The sequence below is a fragment of the Cupriavidus sp. IK-TO18 genome (assembly GCF_015549295.1).
GTDB classification, from domain to species: Bacteria; Pseudomonadota; Gammaproteobacteria; order Burkholderiales; family Burkholderiaceae; genus Cupriavidus; species Cupriavidus oxalaticus_A.
In genome coordinates this window covers 68,485-86,573 of sequence record NZ_JADGMP010000012.1, presented here as the reverse complement: position 1 = coordinate 86,573, position 18,089 = coordinate 68,485, and the positions used below count along the sequence as shown (strand labels likewise).

The 18,089-nt window shown below is 65.4% G+C and carries 8 protein-coding genes; 4 read left to right on the top strand and 4 right to left on the bottom strand.

The annotated features are described in order from the left end of the window. The first annotated feature begins 32 nt into the window (after positions 1-32). From IPF36_RS10400 to IPF36_RS10385, 4 genes are all read left to right on the top strand, one after another. Positions 33-2,477 carry an RND family transporter gene (locus tag IPF36_RS10400; RefSeq protein ID WP_135703624.1) on the top strand — a complete coding sequence of 815 codons (2,445 nt, stop codon included), beginning with the start codon at positions 33-35 and terminating at the stop codon, positions 2,475-2,477. 29 nt (positions 2,478-2,506) lie between these two features. Beyond that, positions 2,507-3,748, top strand: a complete 1,242-nt coding sequence (locus IPF36_RS10395; RefSeq protein WP_195427930.1) for an NADH:flavin oxidoreductase — start codon at positions 2,507-2,509, stop codon at positions 3,746-3,748. A gap of 71 nt (positions 3,749-3,819) precedes the next feature. Further along, a complete protein-coding gene (locus IPF36_RS10390; protein WP_195427929.1) occupies positions 3,820-4,905 on the top strand; it encodes a Rieske 2Fe-2S domain-containing protein in 1,086 nt (361 codons plus the stop codon). A 2-nt stretch (positions 4,906-4,907) separates the two neighbouring features. Then, positions 4,908-5,699, top strand: coding sequence for an SDR family oxidoreductase (locus tag IPF36_RS10385; RefSeq protein ID WP_195427928.1), 792 nt, complete (start codon positions 4,908-4,910; stop codon positions 5,697-5,699). A gap of 78 nt (positions 5,700-5,777) precedes the next feature. On the opposite strand, the gene IPF36_RS10380 is transcribed toward IPF36_RS10385, so the two are convergent. The 4 genes from IPF36_RS10380 to IPF36_RS10370 form a co-directional block, all read right to left on the bottom strand. Next, positions 5,778-7,508 (bottom strand): ShlB/FhaC/HecB family hemolysin secretion/activation protein, encoded by a 1,731-nt coding sequence (locus IPF36_RS10380; protein ID WP_135703627.1) that lies wholly within the window; start codon positions 7,506-7,508, stop codon positions 5,778-5,780. A gap of 47 nt (positions 7,509-7,555) precedes the next feature. Then, a complete protein-coding gene (locus IPF36_RS34600) occupies positions 7,556-7,690 on the bottom strand; it encodes a hypothetical protein (RefSeq protein WP_255519741.1) in 135 nt (44 codons plus the stop codon). Between the two features lie 11 nt (positions 7,691-7,701). After that, the gene (locus IPF36_RS10375; protein WP_135703628.1) at positions 7,702-16,170 is read right to left on the bottom strand and encodes a hemagglutinin repeat-containing protein; all 8,469 of its coding nucleotides are present in this window, start codon (positions 16,168-16,170) and stop codon (positions 7,702-7,704) included. A 378-nt stretch (positions 16,171-16,548) separates the two neighbouring features. Then, positions 16,549-17,928 (bottom strand): DUF1329 domain-containing protein, encoded by a 1,380-nt coding sequence (locus IPF36_RS10370; RefSeq protein ID WP_195427927.1) that lies wholly within the window; start codon positions 17,926-17,928, stop codon positions 16,549-16,551. Positions 17,929-18,089 lie beyond the last annotated feature (161 nt).

The window sequence follows — 18,089 nt, the reverse complement described above, 5'->3', positions numbered from 1 at the left end:
GAACCCCCGCCTGACCGAACGCGAGAACGATCATGACCCGCCCCCAATCCTCCGGCCGCCTGGGCCGCTTCGTCGATGCCTGCGCCAGCGTGCTGATGCACCGGCGCCGCCTGCTGCTGTTGCTGTGCCTGGCCGTGACCGTGGCGCTGGGCTTCTCGGCCACGCGCCTGCGGCTCGATCCCGGCTTCAACAAGATGATCCCGCTGCAGCACCCCTACATGCAGGTGTTCACCAAGTACGCGAGCACCTTCTCCGGTGCCAATACGGTGCTGGTAAGCCTGCGCTGGAAGGGCGACGGCGACATCTACAACGCCGCCTTCATGGACAAGCTGCGCCACGCCACTGATGAAGTCTTCTTCATCCCGGGCGTGGACCGCTCCCGCGTGTTCTCGCTGTTCACGCCCAACGTGCGCTACACCGAGGTGACGGAGGCCGGCTTCCGCGGCGACGTGGTGGTGCCGGGGCGCTTCTCGGGCGCGCCGGACGAGCTCGACAAGGTGCGGCGCAACGTGGCGCGCTCCGGGCAGATCGGCCGGCTGGTCAGCAATGACCTCAGGTCCGCGCTGATCCGCGCGGAGCTGCGCGAGACCGATCCGGCCACCGGCAAGACCATCGACTACGGCTCCGTCGCGCGCCAGCTGGAGAAGATCCGCGCGCAATTCAGCGGCCAGGACGTCGAAGTCAATGTCGTCGGTTTTGCCAAGCTGGTGGGCGATGTCGAGGAGGGCATCGCCGGCGTGATGGGCTTCTTCGCGCTGGCCTTTGCTGTCACGGCGCTGCTGCTGTGGCTGTACACGCGCTCGCTGCGCATCACCGTGCTGGCGCTGGTGGTAGCGCTGCTGCCGGTGGGCTGGCTGCTGGGGCTGCTGCCGCTGCTGGGCTATGGCATCGACCCGATGTCGATCCTGGTGCCGTTCCTGATCTTCTCGATCGGGGTTTCGCACGCGGTGCAGATGACCAATGCCTGGAAGCAGGAGGTGGTGCAGGGGCACAGCCCGCGGGAGAGCGCCAGCGCGGCCTTCCGCAAGCTGTTCATTCCCGGCACGGTGGCGCTGCTGACCAATGCGCTGGGCTTCATGGTCATCATGCGCATCGAGATCGATATCGTGCGCGAGCTTGGCATCACCGCCTGCCTGGGCGTGCTGCTGATGATCGTGACCAACAAGGTGTTCCTGCCGATCCTGCTGTCGTACACGCGGCTGGAGCCGTCGGCGCTGGCACGGTCGCAGGCGCGGCGCGCGCAGGGTGGCGGCGGGCTGTGGCACAAGTTCGGCGCGTTGGCCCGTCCGGCTCCGGCACTCGGCGTTTTCGTCGCCGCGCTCGCCCTGCTGGCGGCGGGCGCGATCGAGTCGCGCGGCCTGAAGATCGGCGATGTCGGCAGCGGCGCGCCCGAGCTGCGCGCGGATTCGCGCTACAACCGCGACAGCGCCAGCATCGTCAGCCAGTACAACATCGGCTCGGATGCGCTCACCGTGGTGGTGGAGCCGACCGGCTTCGACGACGGCTGCCTGCACTACCCGGTGATGAGCGCGGTGGAACGCTTCGAAATGCATATGCGCGGCGTGTCCGGCGTGCAGTCGGTGGTGAGCGTGTCGTCGCTGGCCAAGGTGGTGATCGGCGCCTACAACGAGGGCAACCCGCGCTGGGAGGCGCTGCCGCGCAGCAGCGAGGGCCTGGGGCAGGGCGCCAAGGCCTACGACCCGGACAACGGCATGAACACGTCCAACTGCCAGGCGATCCAGGTGCTGATCTACACCGCCAACCACGAGGGCGCCACCATTGCCCATATCGTCCGTGAGATCCGCCGCTTTACCGCCGCCGACAAGACTCCCAATGTCGCGTTCCGGCTGGCAGGCGGCAATATCGGCGTGATGGCCGCCACCAACGAGGCCGTGGAAGAGGCCGAGGTGGCGATGCTGCTGGCGATCTTCGGCGCGATCACGCTGCTGTGCCTGCTGACGTTCCGCTCGTGGCGCGCGGTGCTGTGCATCATCGTGCCGCTGACGCTGGTGTCGGTGCTGTGCAATGCGCTGATGGCGCGCCTCGGCATCGGCCTGAAGGTATCGACGCTGCCGGTCATCACGCTGGGTGTTGGCGTTGGCGTGGACTATGGCATCTACCTGTACGAGCGCATCCAGCACCAGATCCGCGAGGAAGGGCAGGCGTTGCCGCAGGCATTCGCCGAGGCGATGCGCCAGCGCGGCTCGGCGGCGCTGTTCACGGCGCTGACGATGTGCATCGGGGTCGGCACATGGGCCTTTGCCGCGCTCAAGTTCCAGGCCGACATGGGGATCCTGCTGGCCTTCATGTTCCTGGTGAACCTGTTCGGCGCGGTGTCGCTGCTGCCGGCGCTGGCCGCGTGGCTGGGTGTCGAGCAGGAGGAGCGCGCCCGCGTGAAGGCAGGCGTTGCGGCAGATATTGCGGCAGGCGGAGACACGACGCCGCCCGCGCGTGCCCTCAAGTCCGATGCGGCTTGAACGTCGCGGATAAAAAGCGGAGAGACAGCATGCACGACACCCAGGCATCCGCAGCAACGGCTTTCACGCCGCTGCGCATCGGTCCGCTCACGCTGCGCAACCGCTTCATCAAGGCGGGCGCCAATGAAGGCATGACGCCGCACGGCTTGCCGACGCAGGCGCTGGTCGGGCACCACCGCGATCTCGCCGCCGGCGGCGTGGGCATGACCACGGTGGCCTACGCCGCCGTGGCCGACGACGGACTGACCTTCGCGCACCAGCTCAGCATGCGCCCGGAGCAGGTGCCATACCTGCGCGTACTGACCGACGCAGTGCATCGCGAAGGCGCGGCGGCCTGCCTGCAGATCACGCATGCAGGGTCGTTCACCACCATGCGCCACGGCGGCAGCCGCGCGCCGGGCAGCGCCTCATCCGGTCTCAATGCCTTCGGCATGATGCACGGCGTGTATTTCCAGCGCGCCATGCGCGAGGCGGACATGGCGCGCGTGGCCGGCCAGTTTGCCGCGGCGGCCAGGCTGGCGCGCGAAGCCGGCTTCGACGCGGTCGAGATCCATATGGGCCACGGCTACCTGCTCAACCAGTTCCTGTCGCCGCTGAGCAACCGGCGGCGCGACGCGTTCGGCGGCAGCGTGGAGAACCGCACCCGCTTCCCGGCCGCGGTGCTGCGGCAGGTCAAGGATGCCGTCGGCAACGGACTGGCCGTCTGCTGCAAGCTCAGCGTCAGCGACGGCGTGCCGGGCGGCAACCAGCCCGCGGACTCCGCCGTGACCGCGCGCATGCTGGAGGCGGAAGGCGCTGACCTGCTGACGCTCAGCGGCGGCCGCAACGTGGAAAGCCCGTGGGTGCTGTTCGGCAGCCCGATGCCTACGGCGCAGATGAAGGCCGCGGCCCCGACCGCGCTGGCGCGCTTCGGCATTACCATGCTGGAGCGCAGCACGCCGCGCGACCTGGCGTTCCGCGAGCTGTATTTCCTCGAGGCATCGCGCGTGGTGCGGCAGGCGGTGCGCATGCCGCTGGCTTATGTCGGCGGCGTCAAGTCGCTCGACAACGTGGCGCAGCTGATGGCGGAAGGCTTCGACTGCATCGCGCTGGCACGCGCGCTGATCCACGATCCCGCGCTGGTCGCCAACTGGCGCAGCGGCGCGGTGCGGCGCTCGGCCTGCGACAGCTGCAATGGCTGCGTGGCCAGGATCTACGATCCCGCCGGCGTCAGCTGCGTGCATGGCCCGGGCAACGATCCGGCGCTGACGCGCCTGGTCGCACTGCAGTAGTCCGATGGGACGATGAGGCAGCGGCCGGAGGCTCTTATCTTGAAGTTCCCACGGGATTTCAAGGAGACACCATGAGCCAAACCGGCATCAGCGGCTACAAGATCGAATCACGCCCGCCCGAGGCCCGCTACGCGCGCGGCTGGCACTGCCTCGGCCTGGCCGACGCCTATCGCGACGGCAAGCCGCACACACTCGATATCTTTGGCAGGCGCCTGGCGGCGTTCGCCGACTCTACCGGCGCCATCCGCGTGATCGACGGCTTCTGCCCGCACATGGGCGCGGACCTCAGCACCGGCACAGTGCAGGGCGACAACCTGGTATGCCCGTTCCACGGCTGGCAGTGGGGCGGCGACGGCGGCTGCAAGTCGATCCCTTATTGCAAACGCGTGCCGCCCAAGGCGCGCGTCGGCGCGTGGCAGACCTGCGAGCAGAACCGGCTGCTGTTCATCTGGCACGATCCAGAGGGCCGTCCGGCGCCGCCGGAGGTGGCGATTCCGCGCATTGACGCCTGCTTCTCGCCGGAGTGGTCGGAATGGGCCATGGACGAGATGGTGATCCGCACCAACTGCCGGGAGCTGGTAGACAATATCTCCGACATGGCGCATTTCGGCACCGTACACGGGTCGCCTGTCGACTATTTCGCCAATCTGTTCGAAGACCACAAGGCCACACAGCTGATGATCGGGCGCAGTGCCCGGCTGTCGGGCGATGCGCAGCTGACGGCGTTGTCGACTTACTTCGGTCCGGCGTACCACATCACCGACATGAGCGGCCGCATGGGCGACCAGGAGATCCACTCCGTCCTGCTCAACTGCCATGTGCCGATCGACCTGAACAGCTTCGTGCTGCGCTACGGCGTGCTGGTGAAGAAGATTCCGGGGCTGAGCGACGAGCAGAACCGCGCCATGGCGCAAGCCTACGTCGAGCAGGCGCGCCAGGCCTTCTATGAGGACGTGGCCATCTGGGACAGCAAGATCCGCATCGACAACCCGCTGCTGTGCGAAGGCGACGGGCCCATGTACCAGATGCGTGACTGGTACCAGCAGTTCTATACGGACGTCGAGCAGGTACGGCCGTCCAGCGTGGCGCGCCGCGTGATCGAGCTGAACCCGGGCAATATCGTGCCGCCGGCCCTGCGGCACGTGTTCGAGGACTGACCATGAAAACCGCAGTCATTACCGGTGCCGCGTCCGGCATGGGCGCGGCCGTGCGGGCGCGCATGCTGGCCGACGGTTGCCGGGTCATCGGCGTCGACCTGCGCGACGCGGACATCCTTGCCGATCTTTCCACCGCGCAAGGCCGCGCTGCGGCGATCGATGCTGTGCTGTCGCATTCGGGCGGCCGCATCGACCAGTTGATCTGCTGTGCCGGCCTGGGCCCGCATGTCGATCCCGCGACACTGGTGGCGTCGGTCAACTACTTCGGCGTGGTGGCGTTGCTGGATGGCTTGTTCGATGCGCTGCGCCACGGGCGGGATCCGTGCGCCGTGGTGGTGTCTTCCAGTTCCGCCACGCTGCAGTGCTGGGAGGGCAGCCCTTTGCGCGATGCCTACCTCGCCGTCGATGAGGCCGGCGTGCGTGCCTTGCTCGAAGCTGCCGCGGCGGCGGAAGCGACGCGGGACCAGGCTGGCTATATCGCCTATGCCAGCTCCAAGCATGCGGTGACGGCAGCTGCGCGGCAACGTGCCGGAGCCTGGGGGCAGGCGGGTGTTCGCCTCAACGTGGTGGCGCCGGGTGCGGTGGAAACACCGCTGCTGCAGGCGGGGTTGAAGGATCCGCGCTACGGCGATGCCATACGCGATTTCCTGCCACCGCTGGGTCGCCGTGCGCAGCCTGAGGAGGTGGCTGGTCTGATTACTTTCCTTTGCGGGCCGCAGGCAGGCTATATGCATGGCAACGTGGTGTTCATCGACGGCGGCGTCGATGCCGCGCAGCGTCCGCTGACGTTCTGAAGCGGTGGCGGCATGTGCCAATGCCGCCTGGTTTGCCCTCGCGACACGGCCGGAAAGCCTTGCCGTGGCATAGGGGGATCAGAACTCGAGCCCGACCTGGGCGGCGACGTTGTGCGATTTGGTGCGGAACAGTTCCGGCTTCTTGACGGGCCAGCCAAGCGTCACTTCGTAAGTCAGCGCCGCATCGTGGCACATGGCCCAGCGCCCGCGCGCCCCGATCACCGCGCCGATCAGTGTCTGGCCCACCAGGAACTGCGCGGAGGGACCGCCTACGTGACCGGCGTCAAAGCCGACGAACGCCTCCTGACGGGCGTTGCCGAGTTGCCAGGCGAGGTCGTTGCGCCAAGTGATGCCGTTTTCGGCCGCCAGGGTGAGTTGCTCATCGAAGCCGCGCACCGAATAGCGGTTGCCGATGGTGTAATAGTCGGATGGCAGGATGCGTGTGCGCGCGTACTGCATGCGGACATTGGTCTGGTAACGCAGGTGCTGGCCAGCCACCTGGAGCGGCACCATCAGACCGGCATTCGCCAGCACGATCTCCGATTTGCCAGCCCAGGACGGATCGCCGAGGACGAAGCCCGGCGCCTTCGAGTGCGCCGGCAGCGATCTGCGCCACGCCGCGCCAATGTCGAACACATTGGCGCCGAAGAACTGGCGGTGTGCTGCGCCGAACTCCAGGCCGACGAAGTCGCGGTGCTGCACGGCGAGGTCGATGCCGTCCAGCGTGCTGCTCGCTGTCTTGCGGAAAACCTTGCCGTACAGGCTGGTCTTGCCCGAGGCATTGCGGAATGGCACATAGCCCAGGCCCGCCTCGATCTGCGTGCTGCGCCCGCCGTAGACGATATCGCCCTCGAAGCCCGCTACGGTCTGGTGGTATTTCGACTGGTTGGCATCGACGAATGCGTTCCAGTAGCCAAACGGAATGCTGTAGTTGATGGCCGACGAGCGCGTGCCGGCGGCGCCGTTGCCGACGTCGGCATTGGTGTTGCCCGAGATCGTCAGGCTGTCATACAGGAACAGCGGCGAATCTACGGTCAGCGTGCCGCCCATCTGGTACTTGCCGGTGGACTCCAGGCCGCCGTTGTCGCCTGTCACCAGCGCATGCCAGCGCTTGCCCGTGCCGGGCTTGACGACCAGATCGGTGTCGCCTGGATTGTCACCGGGCACGAGGTCGATGCCGGCATCGGCCTGGCCCTGCAGGCGGCGCATGTTCTCCATGCCCTGGTCGAGGTCGCGCTGGTTGACCAGTCCGCCGGGACCAGTCGGCAGGGCCGTGCGCCACCAGCCGGGCGTGCCGTCGGCCTTGACGCCGGTGATGCGCCCGGCCACCACGCGCAGGCGCAACGTGCCGCTGGCGAGGTTTTGTTCGGGGATCAGCACGCGCGTGGTCACATAGCCCAGGGCGACGAGGCGTGCGGCGAAGTATTGCTGAATAGTCTCCAATCCCTTGCCGCCGACGCATTGGCCGGGCAGGATGCCGGCCTCGGCGCGCAGCCATTCGAAGTCTTCGGCGCCTTCCCATTCCGCGGTCAGAATCGGGAAGCACGGCGCCTCGGTGGGCAGGATCAGCTGCCCGGTTACGGTGGGTGTCTCGGGCGCGGGCGTCAATACGTCGGGACGGGCCAGGGCGCGTTCACGCGCGGCCCCCTGCTGTTGTTCCTGGCGGCGCTCGATGGCGTCGTTCGGAGTGACGGCCGGGAAGAACGGCAATGCCTGGGCAACCGCCAGCGAGGGGAACGACAGGAGGAACGGGACAAATGGAGAGGTAGCGCGCGCCTTGTGACGCGCGTTCTTGGTCTTGGGAAGCATGAATTAAAATGCCAGAAACATCAAACGGGCTTGCACAACCTGTAACGCTATGCAATCCATTTTTCGTAGGCGAAATAGAGAATCACGCCGAAGACGAATGCAAGGAATAGGACGTAGGAGATCTTTTCCGATCGACTCATCTTCTTCCATTGATCCGGTGTTGGGCCACCGCCGATTGCCATAGTTTTTTCCTTTACCTTGAATTCTCTTTTGTCGGTGAGGAATGACCCCATGGCATTAAGCCAAAGCTGATCCTTCCTGGTGACGCAACGCCAAACTCAATTGCCGTGGCACCGCCGTACGCGTGCGTAATCGCGGCATAACCATTGACGCGGAAAGGTGTTGGAATAGAAATGAAGGCTTGGTTTCCGTCGCCATTTATGAACGAATTGGTATCATTCCCATTGTTTGCCCCGAATATCCAGCCAAAGCTCATTGCTCCACCAAGTGAAAATGAAACTGCGGATGGATTTGTCAGGACCACCCCCGTGGAAAGATACTTCGTGCCGTCATGAAGATTCATCGCTCCGCCGACGGTGCCCGACAATGCTCCTCCGCTGACTGTTACGTAGTCGGGTAGCAAGCCACGGCCACCGGTACCTCCGATGCCAGCGGCACATTCCGCAGTGATACATCCGCTAGCAGCAGGGGTAAACAGGTTCTGCGGAGAAGTTGATGTCGATGCAGTTGACTGACCGAGGGTATCCGTACTCCAGTTGTAGGGCGACATTTCTCCCCCGGTCTTCCCCTGAATATAGGCGGCAAGCCCGGGATCAACGTTGGACTGAACCTGCTGAACCAAATAGCGGCCATTTCCGTTTTCGTCCTGACCCACCTCCCATTTTGCGCCCATGTCGCTGACACCGTTGGGGTTGTTCTTACCATCGACAACCATGCCGCTCGTCACATTCTCGCCACGCAGGGAGTTGCCACCCGCGCGCATCGCGTTCTCGATCTGCTCTGTCGTGTACTTTCCGCCGCTGTCTTTTGCCAGCTTGATCGCCAATGCTCGTTCGTCATTGCCGAGCTGGCGGTTGAAGCGATCCGTAGTGGACGCCGTAGCCGCGCCGGAGCCGCCGCCGAGAACCGCACCAATACTGCCTGCAGCAATATTGGCTGCAAGGTTACCAATCGCTTGATCAAGTTCGCTGCTGCCGGTGCTAACTGCGCTATTGGCGGCGTTAGCCAACTGGCTTAAATTGCCGCCGGCCAAGGATGCCGCGCCCGCGCCAGCCGCTCCGGCCAACGCATTGCCTCCACCCAGGCCGGCGACGAGTGCACCGCCCGCGCTGTGGAGTGCAGCGCGATACTCACCCCCTTCCTTCCAGCCGTCGATATCGGACTGGGCTGCCGCCATGGCCGCCTGGTTTTCGGCGCTCGGATCCTGGCGATACGCCTCCGCAGCAGCCTTGTACCGTTCTTCCGCCGCCGCCTGCTTAGCATTGGCAACCTGACCTACCGTCTTCGCTATTGCCTCGCCCGCCGCCAGCGCCGCAGCCATCGTGTCCGCCTGCTTGTCGAGCACGTTCTTCAGGTCGGGATTCTTTTCCACCGTAGTGTTCGTGGCGGCGGTGTCGCGCTTGAGGCTCGACAAGTCCTGCTTCTGATGCGCCTCGTCTCGGATCGCGATGGTGCCATCCGCAATGGCGCTGAGCGCCACGCCGTCCTGGCTGCCGCTCTCATGCTGCGGGATCATCGGGCTGATGCCGCCGGTGTTCCTGCCCGAGGTCTGGCCGCTGTTCTTCTCGCTGTTCTGTGGGCCAGCGGTAATGCCACCCGAAACGCCGAACGAGGTTGCGCTGTAGTCGGAGTGGCTCCGGATATCGCTGAAGCTGAGCGTGCCGGTGTCGAGCTGGTTCTTGTCCTTGCCGGCGGCGCTGGCGATCACCGCGCCCTTGAGGTCAGTATTGCCCTCCACCCGGATGTCGAAGCCGCCTTCTCCTGCGTAGATGCCCGATTGCTCGCTCACGTTCGCGTAGTTGCCGCTGGCCTTGCCCTGGCTCGCGGAGCCGCTGGCCGAACCGCCGCCCTGGCTGATGCTGAAGCCGCCACCCGTGCTTTCCTGCCGGGCGCGCACCTTTTCGGTGTCCTGGCGGCTGGCAATGTTCAGGTTGCCGCCGACATCGCCCAGCACCTTGCCACCGCTCACCGTGGCGCCCAGGATATTGGTGTCGTTGCCCGACACCAAGGTGACGGACTCCTTGCCGGTCACATGGCTGTTGGCCTGCGTGGCGCCCTGGCTGTCGGCGTTGCCTCTGGCCGTCGAGGCCGAGGCCGAGGCGCCAAAGCCTGCGTTGTTCGGACCCATGCCGTAGGAGACACCGACGCTGGCGCTGCTCGACTTGTTGGTGCTGTGGCTCTCGTTCGTGTCCGTGGCCGACACGATGTTGATGTCATTCTTCACACCGAGCACCACCTTGTTGGCGTCGATGTTCGAGCTGATGATGTTCAGGTTGCCGGCCGTCCCGTTGCCATTGGCATCCACGCCCGTGGCAGTAAAGGCGGTCGTGCCGCCCGCTGACACGTTGGACCCATTGTGAAGGGTGCTGTCCTCGGTAAGGGTTTGCTTGCTCCGGCTATTGCCGAAAGACAGGGTAAGCGCGGCGCCGCCGGCAAGTCCATCCTTGGCGAGCGATGTGGCGGCGTCGTAGGCATCGCGCCCGGCGGCCATGCCCCACAGCGCCGAGGCGCGTCCGTCCTGGCTCTGGCTGGCCGAGATGACTTTGTTGCCCGCATTGATCGCCGCGCCGATGGCGCCGCCCGACACGCCCAGCGTGAAGCCGCTTTGCTTGACCTCATGCGTCTCGTCATGGTGCTGGCGGTTCTGCGCGGCCTCGATGGTCACGTCGGCGCCCACACCGGTGATGTCCTTGGCGGCGATCAGGTCGCTGCCAGTGAGCTTCAGCGTACTGCCCGCATTCATGTGCACGCTGCCACCCGTGGAGCCTACCAGGCTGCCCACTTGCTGCGTGCTGTTGTCGCTGACGGTGTCCTTCTGTTCGCGCTTGCCGTAGGAGAGGCCGGAACCGGTGGCGCCAAATCCGGTCTTCTTCTCCTCCTTGAAGCTGTAGGACGAGGACGTGGTCTCTGCCGTGCCGATGGCGATATTGCGTCCGGCGTCGAGGGTCACGTCGTGCGTGGCGGCAATGGTGCTGCCAGAGGTGTTCAGGTCACGACCCGCCGTCATGTCAACCGTGTCGCCCGAGAAGGTGCTGCCGAGCGCCTCAGTGCGGCTTGCCGCGTCGATGGTATGGGTGGACTTCTTCGACAGGACGCCGCCGCTTTGCTTCGACTGCTCGTCGCGTATCGCCGCGCTTGCCTCAACGGCCTTCACGTTGATGTCACGGGTCGCGCTGACGGCGAGGGCGCCGTCAGCGTTCACGTACGCGGCCTTGGCATTGATATCCCGGCCGGCAACGAGCGCTACATCGTGGCCGATGATCTGTGAGCCGAGCTCCGCGCTGCGCGCCACGCTGGAGCGGTTCTTCGCGTCCGCGACGGCATCGAAGCTCTCGGCGACCTTCACCGTGTCCAGGTTGATATCCCGCCCGGCGCCCATGCCGAGGCTGCCGGTTGCCGTGATGCTGGCCGCCTGGCTATTGATATCCCGGCCCGCTACGAGCACGGCATTGTCCACGTCCACGCTCGCGACGCCGCTTATTACGGTGCGGCTGGCGGTGGATTCGCCGGCCTTGTTGCTGTCCGAGGCTGTGGTGGTGGACAGGTTGATGTCCCTGCCGGCCGTGGCTGCCAACTCGCCGGCACTGATCCTGCCCGCCAGATTCTCGATATCCTGCTTCGCGTGCAATTCCATGTTGCCGGCTGACAGCGTGCCGCGCTCGTTACGGATATTGCCGGCATCGATCAGCATCACGTCGCGCGCCGCGATGGTGCCGGTGTTCTTCACATCCCCGCCGGTCTGGATCGCCATGTTGCGCGCCGTGATCAGCGTGCCGTCGCCCTTGAGGTCGCCCTCGCGCACCTTTAGGTAAACCTGTGGCACCAGCACCTGCTGCGTGGAGCCGTCCGGCAGCGTGACGGTCTTCTCGACCAGCCAGACGATGTCGGTGGTGAGCGCCTGCATCTGCTCAGCGGTGAGTGCCGTCCCAATGGTCAGGGAGAACTGTTTGGCGAATTCGGCGCCCAACTGCATTAGCGCCTTGTACTGGGCCTCATTGTCGGTGTAGTCCCCAACGAAGCGCTGGCCGGTGCCGAGCATCACGGCGTCGGCCACCAGCCGCGCCTCATAGAAGCCGTCGCCCAGGCGCTTGAGGGCCCTGGTCGGGTCCTGGCCGAGCTGGGTCAGCATGTAATCGCTGGACAGCCACTGGCGCTGGTTGGTGAAGCGCGGGTCGGTCTCGATCAGGTAGCGCGCGCCGGGGTCGGTGCGCGTGACGAATAGCGCGTTGCCGGGCATCGCCAGCGACGGGGTGACAGTGCGGATCAGCTCGCCGCCCAGGCGCCCTCCGGCCGTACTGCCGCCGGGATTTAGCGACACCTGCATCAAGCTTGGCGCGCTGGCAATCGGGCCGGTGCCGGCCTTCGGGTCGACGGACGCACCGCTGCCAGGGACCGTTTGCAGATGCTCCTGCGTGGTGCCCGTTGCCAGAACCAGCGGAAGCGTCAGATTGAGCGGAGCCAAGGGGGAGCTGTCGCTGCGCCGGTCCGGTGCGTTGACGCCGCGATTGATGTAGTGCCACGCCTGGGTGCCGGTGCTAGTCTCGAAGCGGGTGCCGGTATAGCCTTCGTTGCGTACTGGTGCCGGCGCGGTCAGTGTGCCGCCGACGGCAATCTCGCTCTTGTCGTTGGCCACGGCCCCGTTGATCGTGGCATTGCCGCCAACCAGCAATCGGGCGGGATCGGTATGCAAGACCACCTCCTCGCGCACTTGCGTCTGCTTGTCCACGGAATAAAAGTTGTCGACAGTGCGCGCGTGAAAATCCTTGTTGAAGGCAACGATCCTTTCGTTTAGCGCTTCATATTTCGCAACATTGGCGCCTTGCCAGTCGCGGTACTTCTGGTATGCGGCATTGCACGCCGGCGGGGCGTCGATCTCGCACGGTGCGGCATAAGGAGGAGGCGCACTGTCGGGACGCTCGACCTTCAGCTTGTCCCAGATCGGGTGGTCGGGTGGATAGTTGTACTGCTGCGTCACCAGCACCGGATTTCCGTTTGCATCCTTCTCGTAGTGCGAGGTGTAGGCCAGACCCAGCGGCGACCACTGTTCTTGTGGCAGGCCGCCGTAGTAGTCCAGGTAATAGGGGTCCTGCCAAGGCATCACTGGTCCGGCCTCGCCGTCGGGGCGGCGCGACCAGTCGAACGGCGGACCGAATTCAGCAAATGGATATTGCTCCGAGGGCAGCAGCAGCACGCGTGCCACGCCTTTCTGGTTGCCATCGCGGTACAGCCAGCCAAGGTCCGTGCCTGGATGGAAGTAATCGTCCTTGCCGCTCCAGTCGAAGATAAGCGCTGTGGTCGGGTCGATATCGTCCATTGACCCCTTGAGGCGGTAGACCAGAGTCCTTTTCACGCCGGTGTCCGTCTCCTGGGCCTCGAAATGGCTGTTTTCGTTGCGGATGCTGGCCGCGTTGATGTTGGCGTCGCGTGCCACATCGATGACGGCCGAGGCGTTGGTGAGCGAGCTGGCCTGTCCCGTGGCTTTGCCCTCGGCGTCCAGCGCACCGCCGACGTTCAGGTCCTGCGACGACAGGATGAGCGCGTGCTCGCGGTTGACGATGTCCGGCGCGCCCAGGTTGACATCCCCGGTGCGCGAGGCGATCACGGCCCCTTTGCCAGTGGCGGCGTCCTGGTCGTTCAGGATCTGCACGCCGGCGCCGATGGCAACAGCGTCCCCGAAGATGCGGTCGGTATTGGTGACCGTCGTGCCGGCCTGCACACGCACCGTGCCGCCTTCGATCAGGCCGCTGTTGGTGACTGCCTCGTCGGCGCGCACGGTGTTGGCGACTTCGCCGTACAACTCCCCCGAGTTGTCGACATTGCGGGCATGTACGTCGATCGAGTTGGCGGACAGCATCTTGCCGCTGTTGACGATATTGCCAGCGGTGTCGAAGGTCAGGTTCCCGCCGGCGGCGAGCGTTTTGGTGTTGGTGAAGTCGTTGGTCAGGTGGATATCAACATCCCCCTTGGACCGCACTGTACCGTCGCCGGAAAGGCTATTGCCAACGATGGCGAGCCGGGTGTCGGCCGCCAGCAGGCCATCGGTGTTGGTGGTGGCGCCGACATTGAACTGCGCGGTGCCGCCCGAAGTCATCTCGCCCCGGGTGTTGTTGAACGTCGCCGAGGCGACCGTCATGGCTGTGTCGGCCCGTAGGGCACCATCGATATTGTCGATGGTGCTGGCGGCGATCCGGACGCTGCCGCCTTCCATACCTTTCGGCGCCGCGTCGGTCCCGCCGAGCGTGCTGCGGTTCACCACCGTGCTCGCTTGAACGTCGAGCAGGCCGCCGGCATGGGCAAAGCCCGCCGTGTTGTCGAAGCCGCCGGTCAGGCGGATTGTCGCGTCGCCTTTCGAGGCGAGATAGCCGCTGTTGTTGGCCAGGCTCCCGGCGGTCACGTCAAGCGGCCCACCGGTAACGAACTTGCCTCCGGAGTTATCGAGGATCGTCGCATTGACCTTAGCCGACTGCTGCCCGGAGACCGTCCCGGCCTGGTTGCTGAAGACCCCCGTGGCGAGCGTCAATGGCCCGTCGGCGACTGTCAGGCCACCGTTGCCGTTGTCGTACAGGTGCCCGTGCGTGTCTGCCACCAGCAGTCCGGTGGACTGCACCACACCTCCGCGGTTGTCGAAGAGGCCCGTGTCGGTTTGGACGCTGGCACCCGAGATCTCACCGGCGTTGTTCGTGAGCGCCTGGCCGCCGGTATCGGCCTTGAGCGCCTGGACTGCCGACAGTTGCCCATGGTCGTTGGTGATGGCGCCGCCGACAATGACCAAGTCCCTGGTCGCCAGGGCCTTGCCGGCGGTGTTGTCCAGAGCGCCATTCAGGGTCAGGTTGTCCTGCACGGAGCCGATCACGCCGCCGCGGTTGGCGATGGTCGCCCCAGCTACAGTCGTCGCTCCGGTGCCGGCTACGGTGGCGCAGGCATTGTCCACGGTATGCGATGCGGCGACGCGCAGTGCGCCGGCACTGGTGATGGCGCCGTTCTGGTTCAACACGGTAGCGCCGCTGACCTGGCCGCCGTTGGTGCCGGCCACGATGGCGCCGCCCCGGTTATCCACCCTGCCGCCGGCATTGACCTGCAAGGCAGTGGCTTCGAGCCGCGCGTTCTGGAGCGTGATGTCACCCGAGGCGTTCAGGGTGGCAGTGTTGTGCGCGACGGTCGTACCGTTGGACAGGTCCAGCGTTGGCGCCGACAGGTTGGAATCGGCCCCGGTGACGAGCTTGCCGCTGGACTGGATGGCGGTGCGCGCGGCAAGGCTGGCCGTGCCCGCGCCGGTGACGCTGGCATTGGCATCGACCCCGGCGCCGATGGTCCCGGTGTTCACAATACGCTCGGCGAAGCCCAGCAGATCCGTGCCGGCCGCCATCGTTCCGCTGTTGGCCAGCTGCCCCGGCGTGCTGCCATTGATGGCGCCGCGCGTAGTGATGGTGCCGGCGTTATCGATGTTGGTCCCGGCAACGTTGGCGCCACCCTCGGACTGCAGGCGGCCACCCGGCACGATGCGCACGTCCCCATTGTTGTCCACGACGATATCGCCAGCGCGGGTTGTGATGCCGCCGCCGACATTGAAGCCGATGCCTTTTTCGGTCCCGATGAGACGTACCGAATTCGCGTACATCGACCCCAGCGCCGCCGCATCCAGCGCGAACTGCGGCGCGGCGCCCGTGCCCGCCTGCGGCGTGGCGTTGAGCGTCGAGTGGTCAATATGGTTCGCGCCTGCAATGGCGTTCAGGTGCCTGGCCCACAGTTCGGCGTTAATGCTGATTGAGCGCGCCAGCAGATCGACCTGCGCCTGCGGGCTGGACAGGCCTGGGCCATCAATCCCGATATGGCCTTCCCGCACATCGAACCCGGTCAGGCTGCCATCGGCCCCAAACACCGGGCGCCCCGTTGAAAGCGTGAAGCGGTCTGCATTGATCACGCCGCAGCCCGAGCAGGTGATGCCCGCGGGGTTGGCCAGGACCAGGTTGGCGCGATTGCCGGCGATTTCCTGCGCCCCTAGCAATTGTGACGGATTGGGTTGCGTCACCTGAACCACGATATTGCCGGCACTGCTGTTGCCCAGCTGCACGTTGCCCTGAACCCAGCCCGCAATCCGGGTCTGCGAGTTCTGGCCGCCGTTGTTCAGCACCACGCCGGACGGGCCTACGTTGTACTGGATGAAATTGTTGACGCTGGTTCCACCGTTGCGTTGGGGCGGGGCGATGTTCACGACCGGGACGCCATTGGACGCGACCCCGACCACCGGACGTTGCCCTGGCACATTCCTGTCCGCCTGGATCGGCAGCGTCTGCGCCGCTACGGGGACGCCCATCATTGCCGTCGTCACAGCGGTGAGCCATAGCACCGGCACGAACGCCGTTGTCGCGCCGCCGCGCGTTCCGCCATGGCGGCCCTTGGCGCATCCCGTCGCGCTTTCGCGAACTGCCACCAGCATGCCGCGAACGGCATTGAATACCAGCCGATAGAGTCTTGTGTTCATGATGGCTCTTGTCTTGCACAGCTTCACCCGGCGAGAACACCGTCCCCGGGCACTGGCATCGCGCTGCCATCGTTGATGTGCACCGGGCCTGGATCGCCAGCGGTCAAAGAAAAGGCGGACGGGTTGAGGTCACCGCCAGAGCAGCGGTGCACGGCAGGAGGCACGCACCGCAATGTGCAAGGGTATCGACGGCAGGCCGATAAGTTGCTGGGACGAATCCGACTTTGAGACGGGAATTTCTCAAAGGTGGGCTTGCGGCCAATCCACGAGGGGCTTATGGCGCATGGCTACGCCGGCGCAGTGGCGAGGGAAGGAGGAAGGAAGGGGAGACGTGGCGCGGCCGGGCGAAGACTCGCCCGGCCGGATCATGCGATGTGGTCAGGTACCCGATCCGCGCGCGGCGTCCGGGGAGAAGAACGCTTCGGTGAACTCAGGGCTGTTGTTCAGCTGGAACATCGGGCCTTCGTTGGTCAGGCGGTCCGCAAAGTAAGCGCCGGAAATCAGGTCATGGTAGAACACCGCGGTCGGATGATAGCGGCGCGCATCGTAGGCGTAGACCGAGGCCTGCAGGTTGGTGCGCCACAGCTGGCCGCGGCCATCGTAGTTGTCGGCGGCGAGGGCTTGCCAGGTGTCTTCGTCGAGATACAGCACGCGCTTCGCATACTGGTGCCGGAAGCCGGACTTGAGCGTTGCTTCCAGGATCCATACGCGATGCAGCTCATAACGCATGACGTCAGGGCTGGCATGGCCGTTGGTCAGCAGGTCCTTGTACTTGATCGACGTGCTCAGCAGCTTGTAGTTGTGGTACGGGACATAGATCTCCTTCTTGCCGACGATCTTCCAGTTGTAGCGCTCGCCGGAGCCGTTGAAGAGGCGGTCGTCATCCACGGTGCGGAAGCCGCCGGGGCCCTGCGGCTGGTCGAAGCCGAATTCCGGCGCCTGGCGCACGCGCCGCGTGCCCGGGTTGTAGATCCAGGTGCGGTTGGTGTCGGAGCCTTCCTGGTCCCACACGGCATAACCCACGATCACCTGGCCCCGGTCGCGCAGCGGCAGGTCGGTTGCAGTGCGGAAGAAGGAGCGCTCGTTGAGCGTGTTGTGCGGGTCGAACTTGCCGTTGTTGCGCGGCGAGAGGATGCTGTACGAGACCCGTCCCCATGCGATCGAGCCGTTCGGGTAGACCACGGCCTGGTCGTACTGCGCCTTCTCGGTGCCGACGGCCGACGAGAAGCGCTGGTTCCACAGCAGCTCCATGGCCGTCTTCGGGATCGGGTAGGGCACTTGCGGGCCCGCGTCCTTCAGGCCGTTGGCATCGCTCGTCATCTTGACGGTGGTGGCGTAGGTGCGGACGTCCTTGTAGACGGTGTCTTCGTAGCGGAAGTCGCGATGGCTGGCGTACACCGGCATCTTGAAGGTATCGGGGTACTTCTTGAACAGCGCCTTCTGGCCGTCGGTCAGGCGTTCGGCATACTGCGCCACGTTTTGCGCCGTGATGACGAACAGCGGTTTTTCGTCGGCGTACGGATCGGGATAGCGATCGCCGCGCTGGTATTTGACGCCTGGCGGCGTGCCCAGCCACTTGCCGGACCATGCGGGCACATCGCCGTCCTTGCTGGCGGCCCGCTCCGCGCCCATCGGCGTCAGGTTGCCGTCAAGCTGCTTGAGGTCTTCGGGGGTGACCTTCGCCCACGATGCCGCGGCCAGTGCCATGCTGGTCACCAGCAGGCTGCCGCGCAGCAGTCTATGTGTAGTGGATGTCATTGCAGTCTCGCTCCTAGGGGAATGGCCGGCGACGTCCGTGCCTGTGGTCACAGGGTAGTGACGGCGCCGCGGCCGGGAATCGTTGGAACGGACTAGTGGATTTCCCTAGCCTGTCGGAGCGAGGTGTAAACAAGAAGAGGCCGGGTAACTACCCGGCCTCA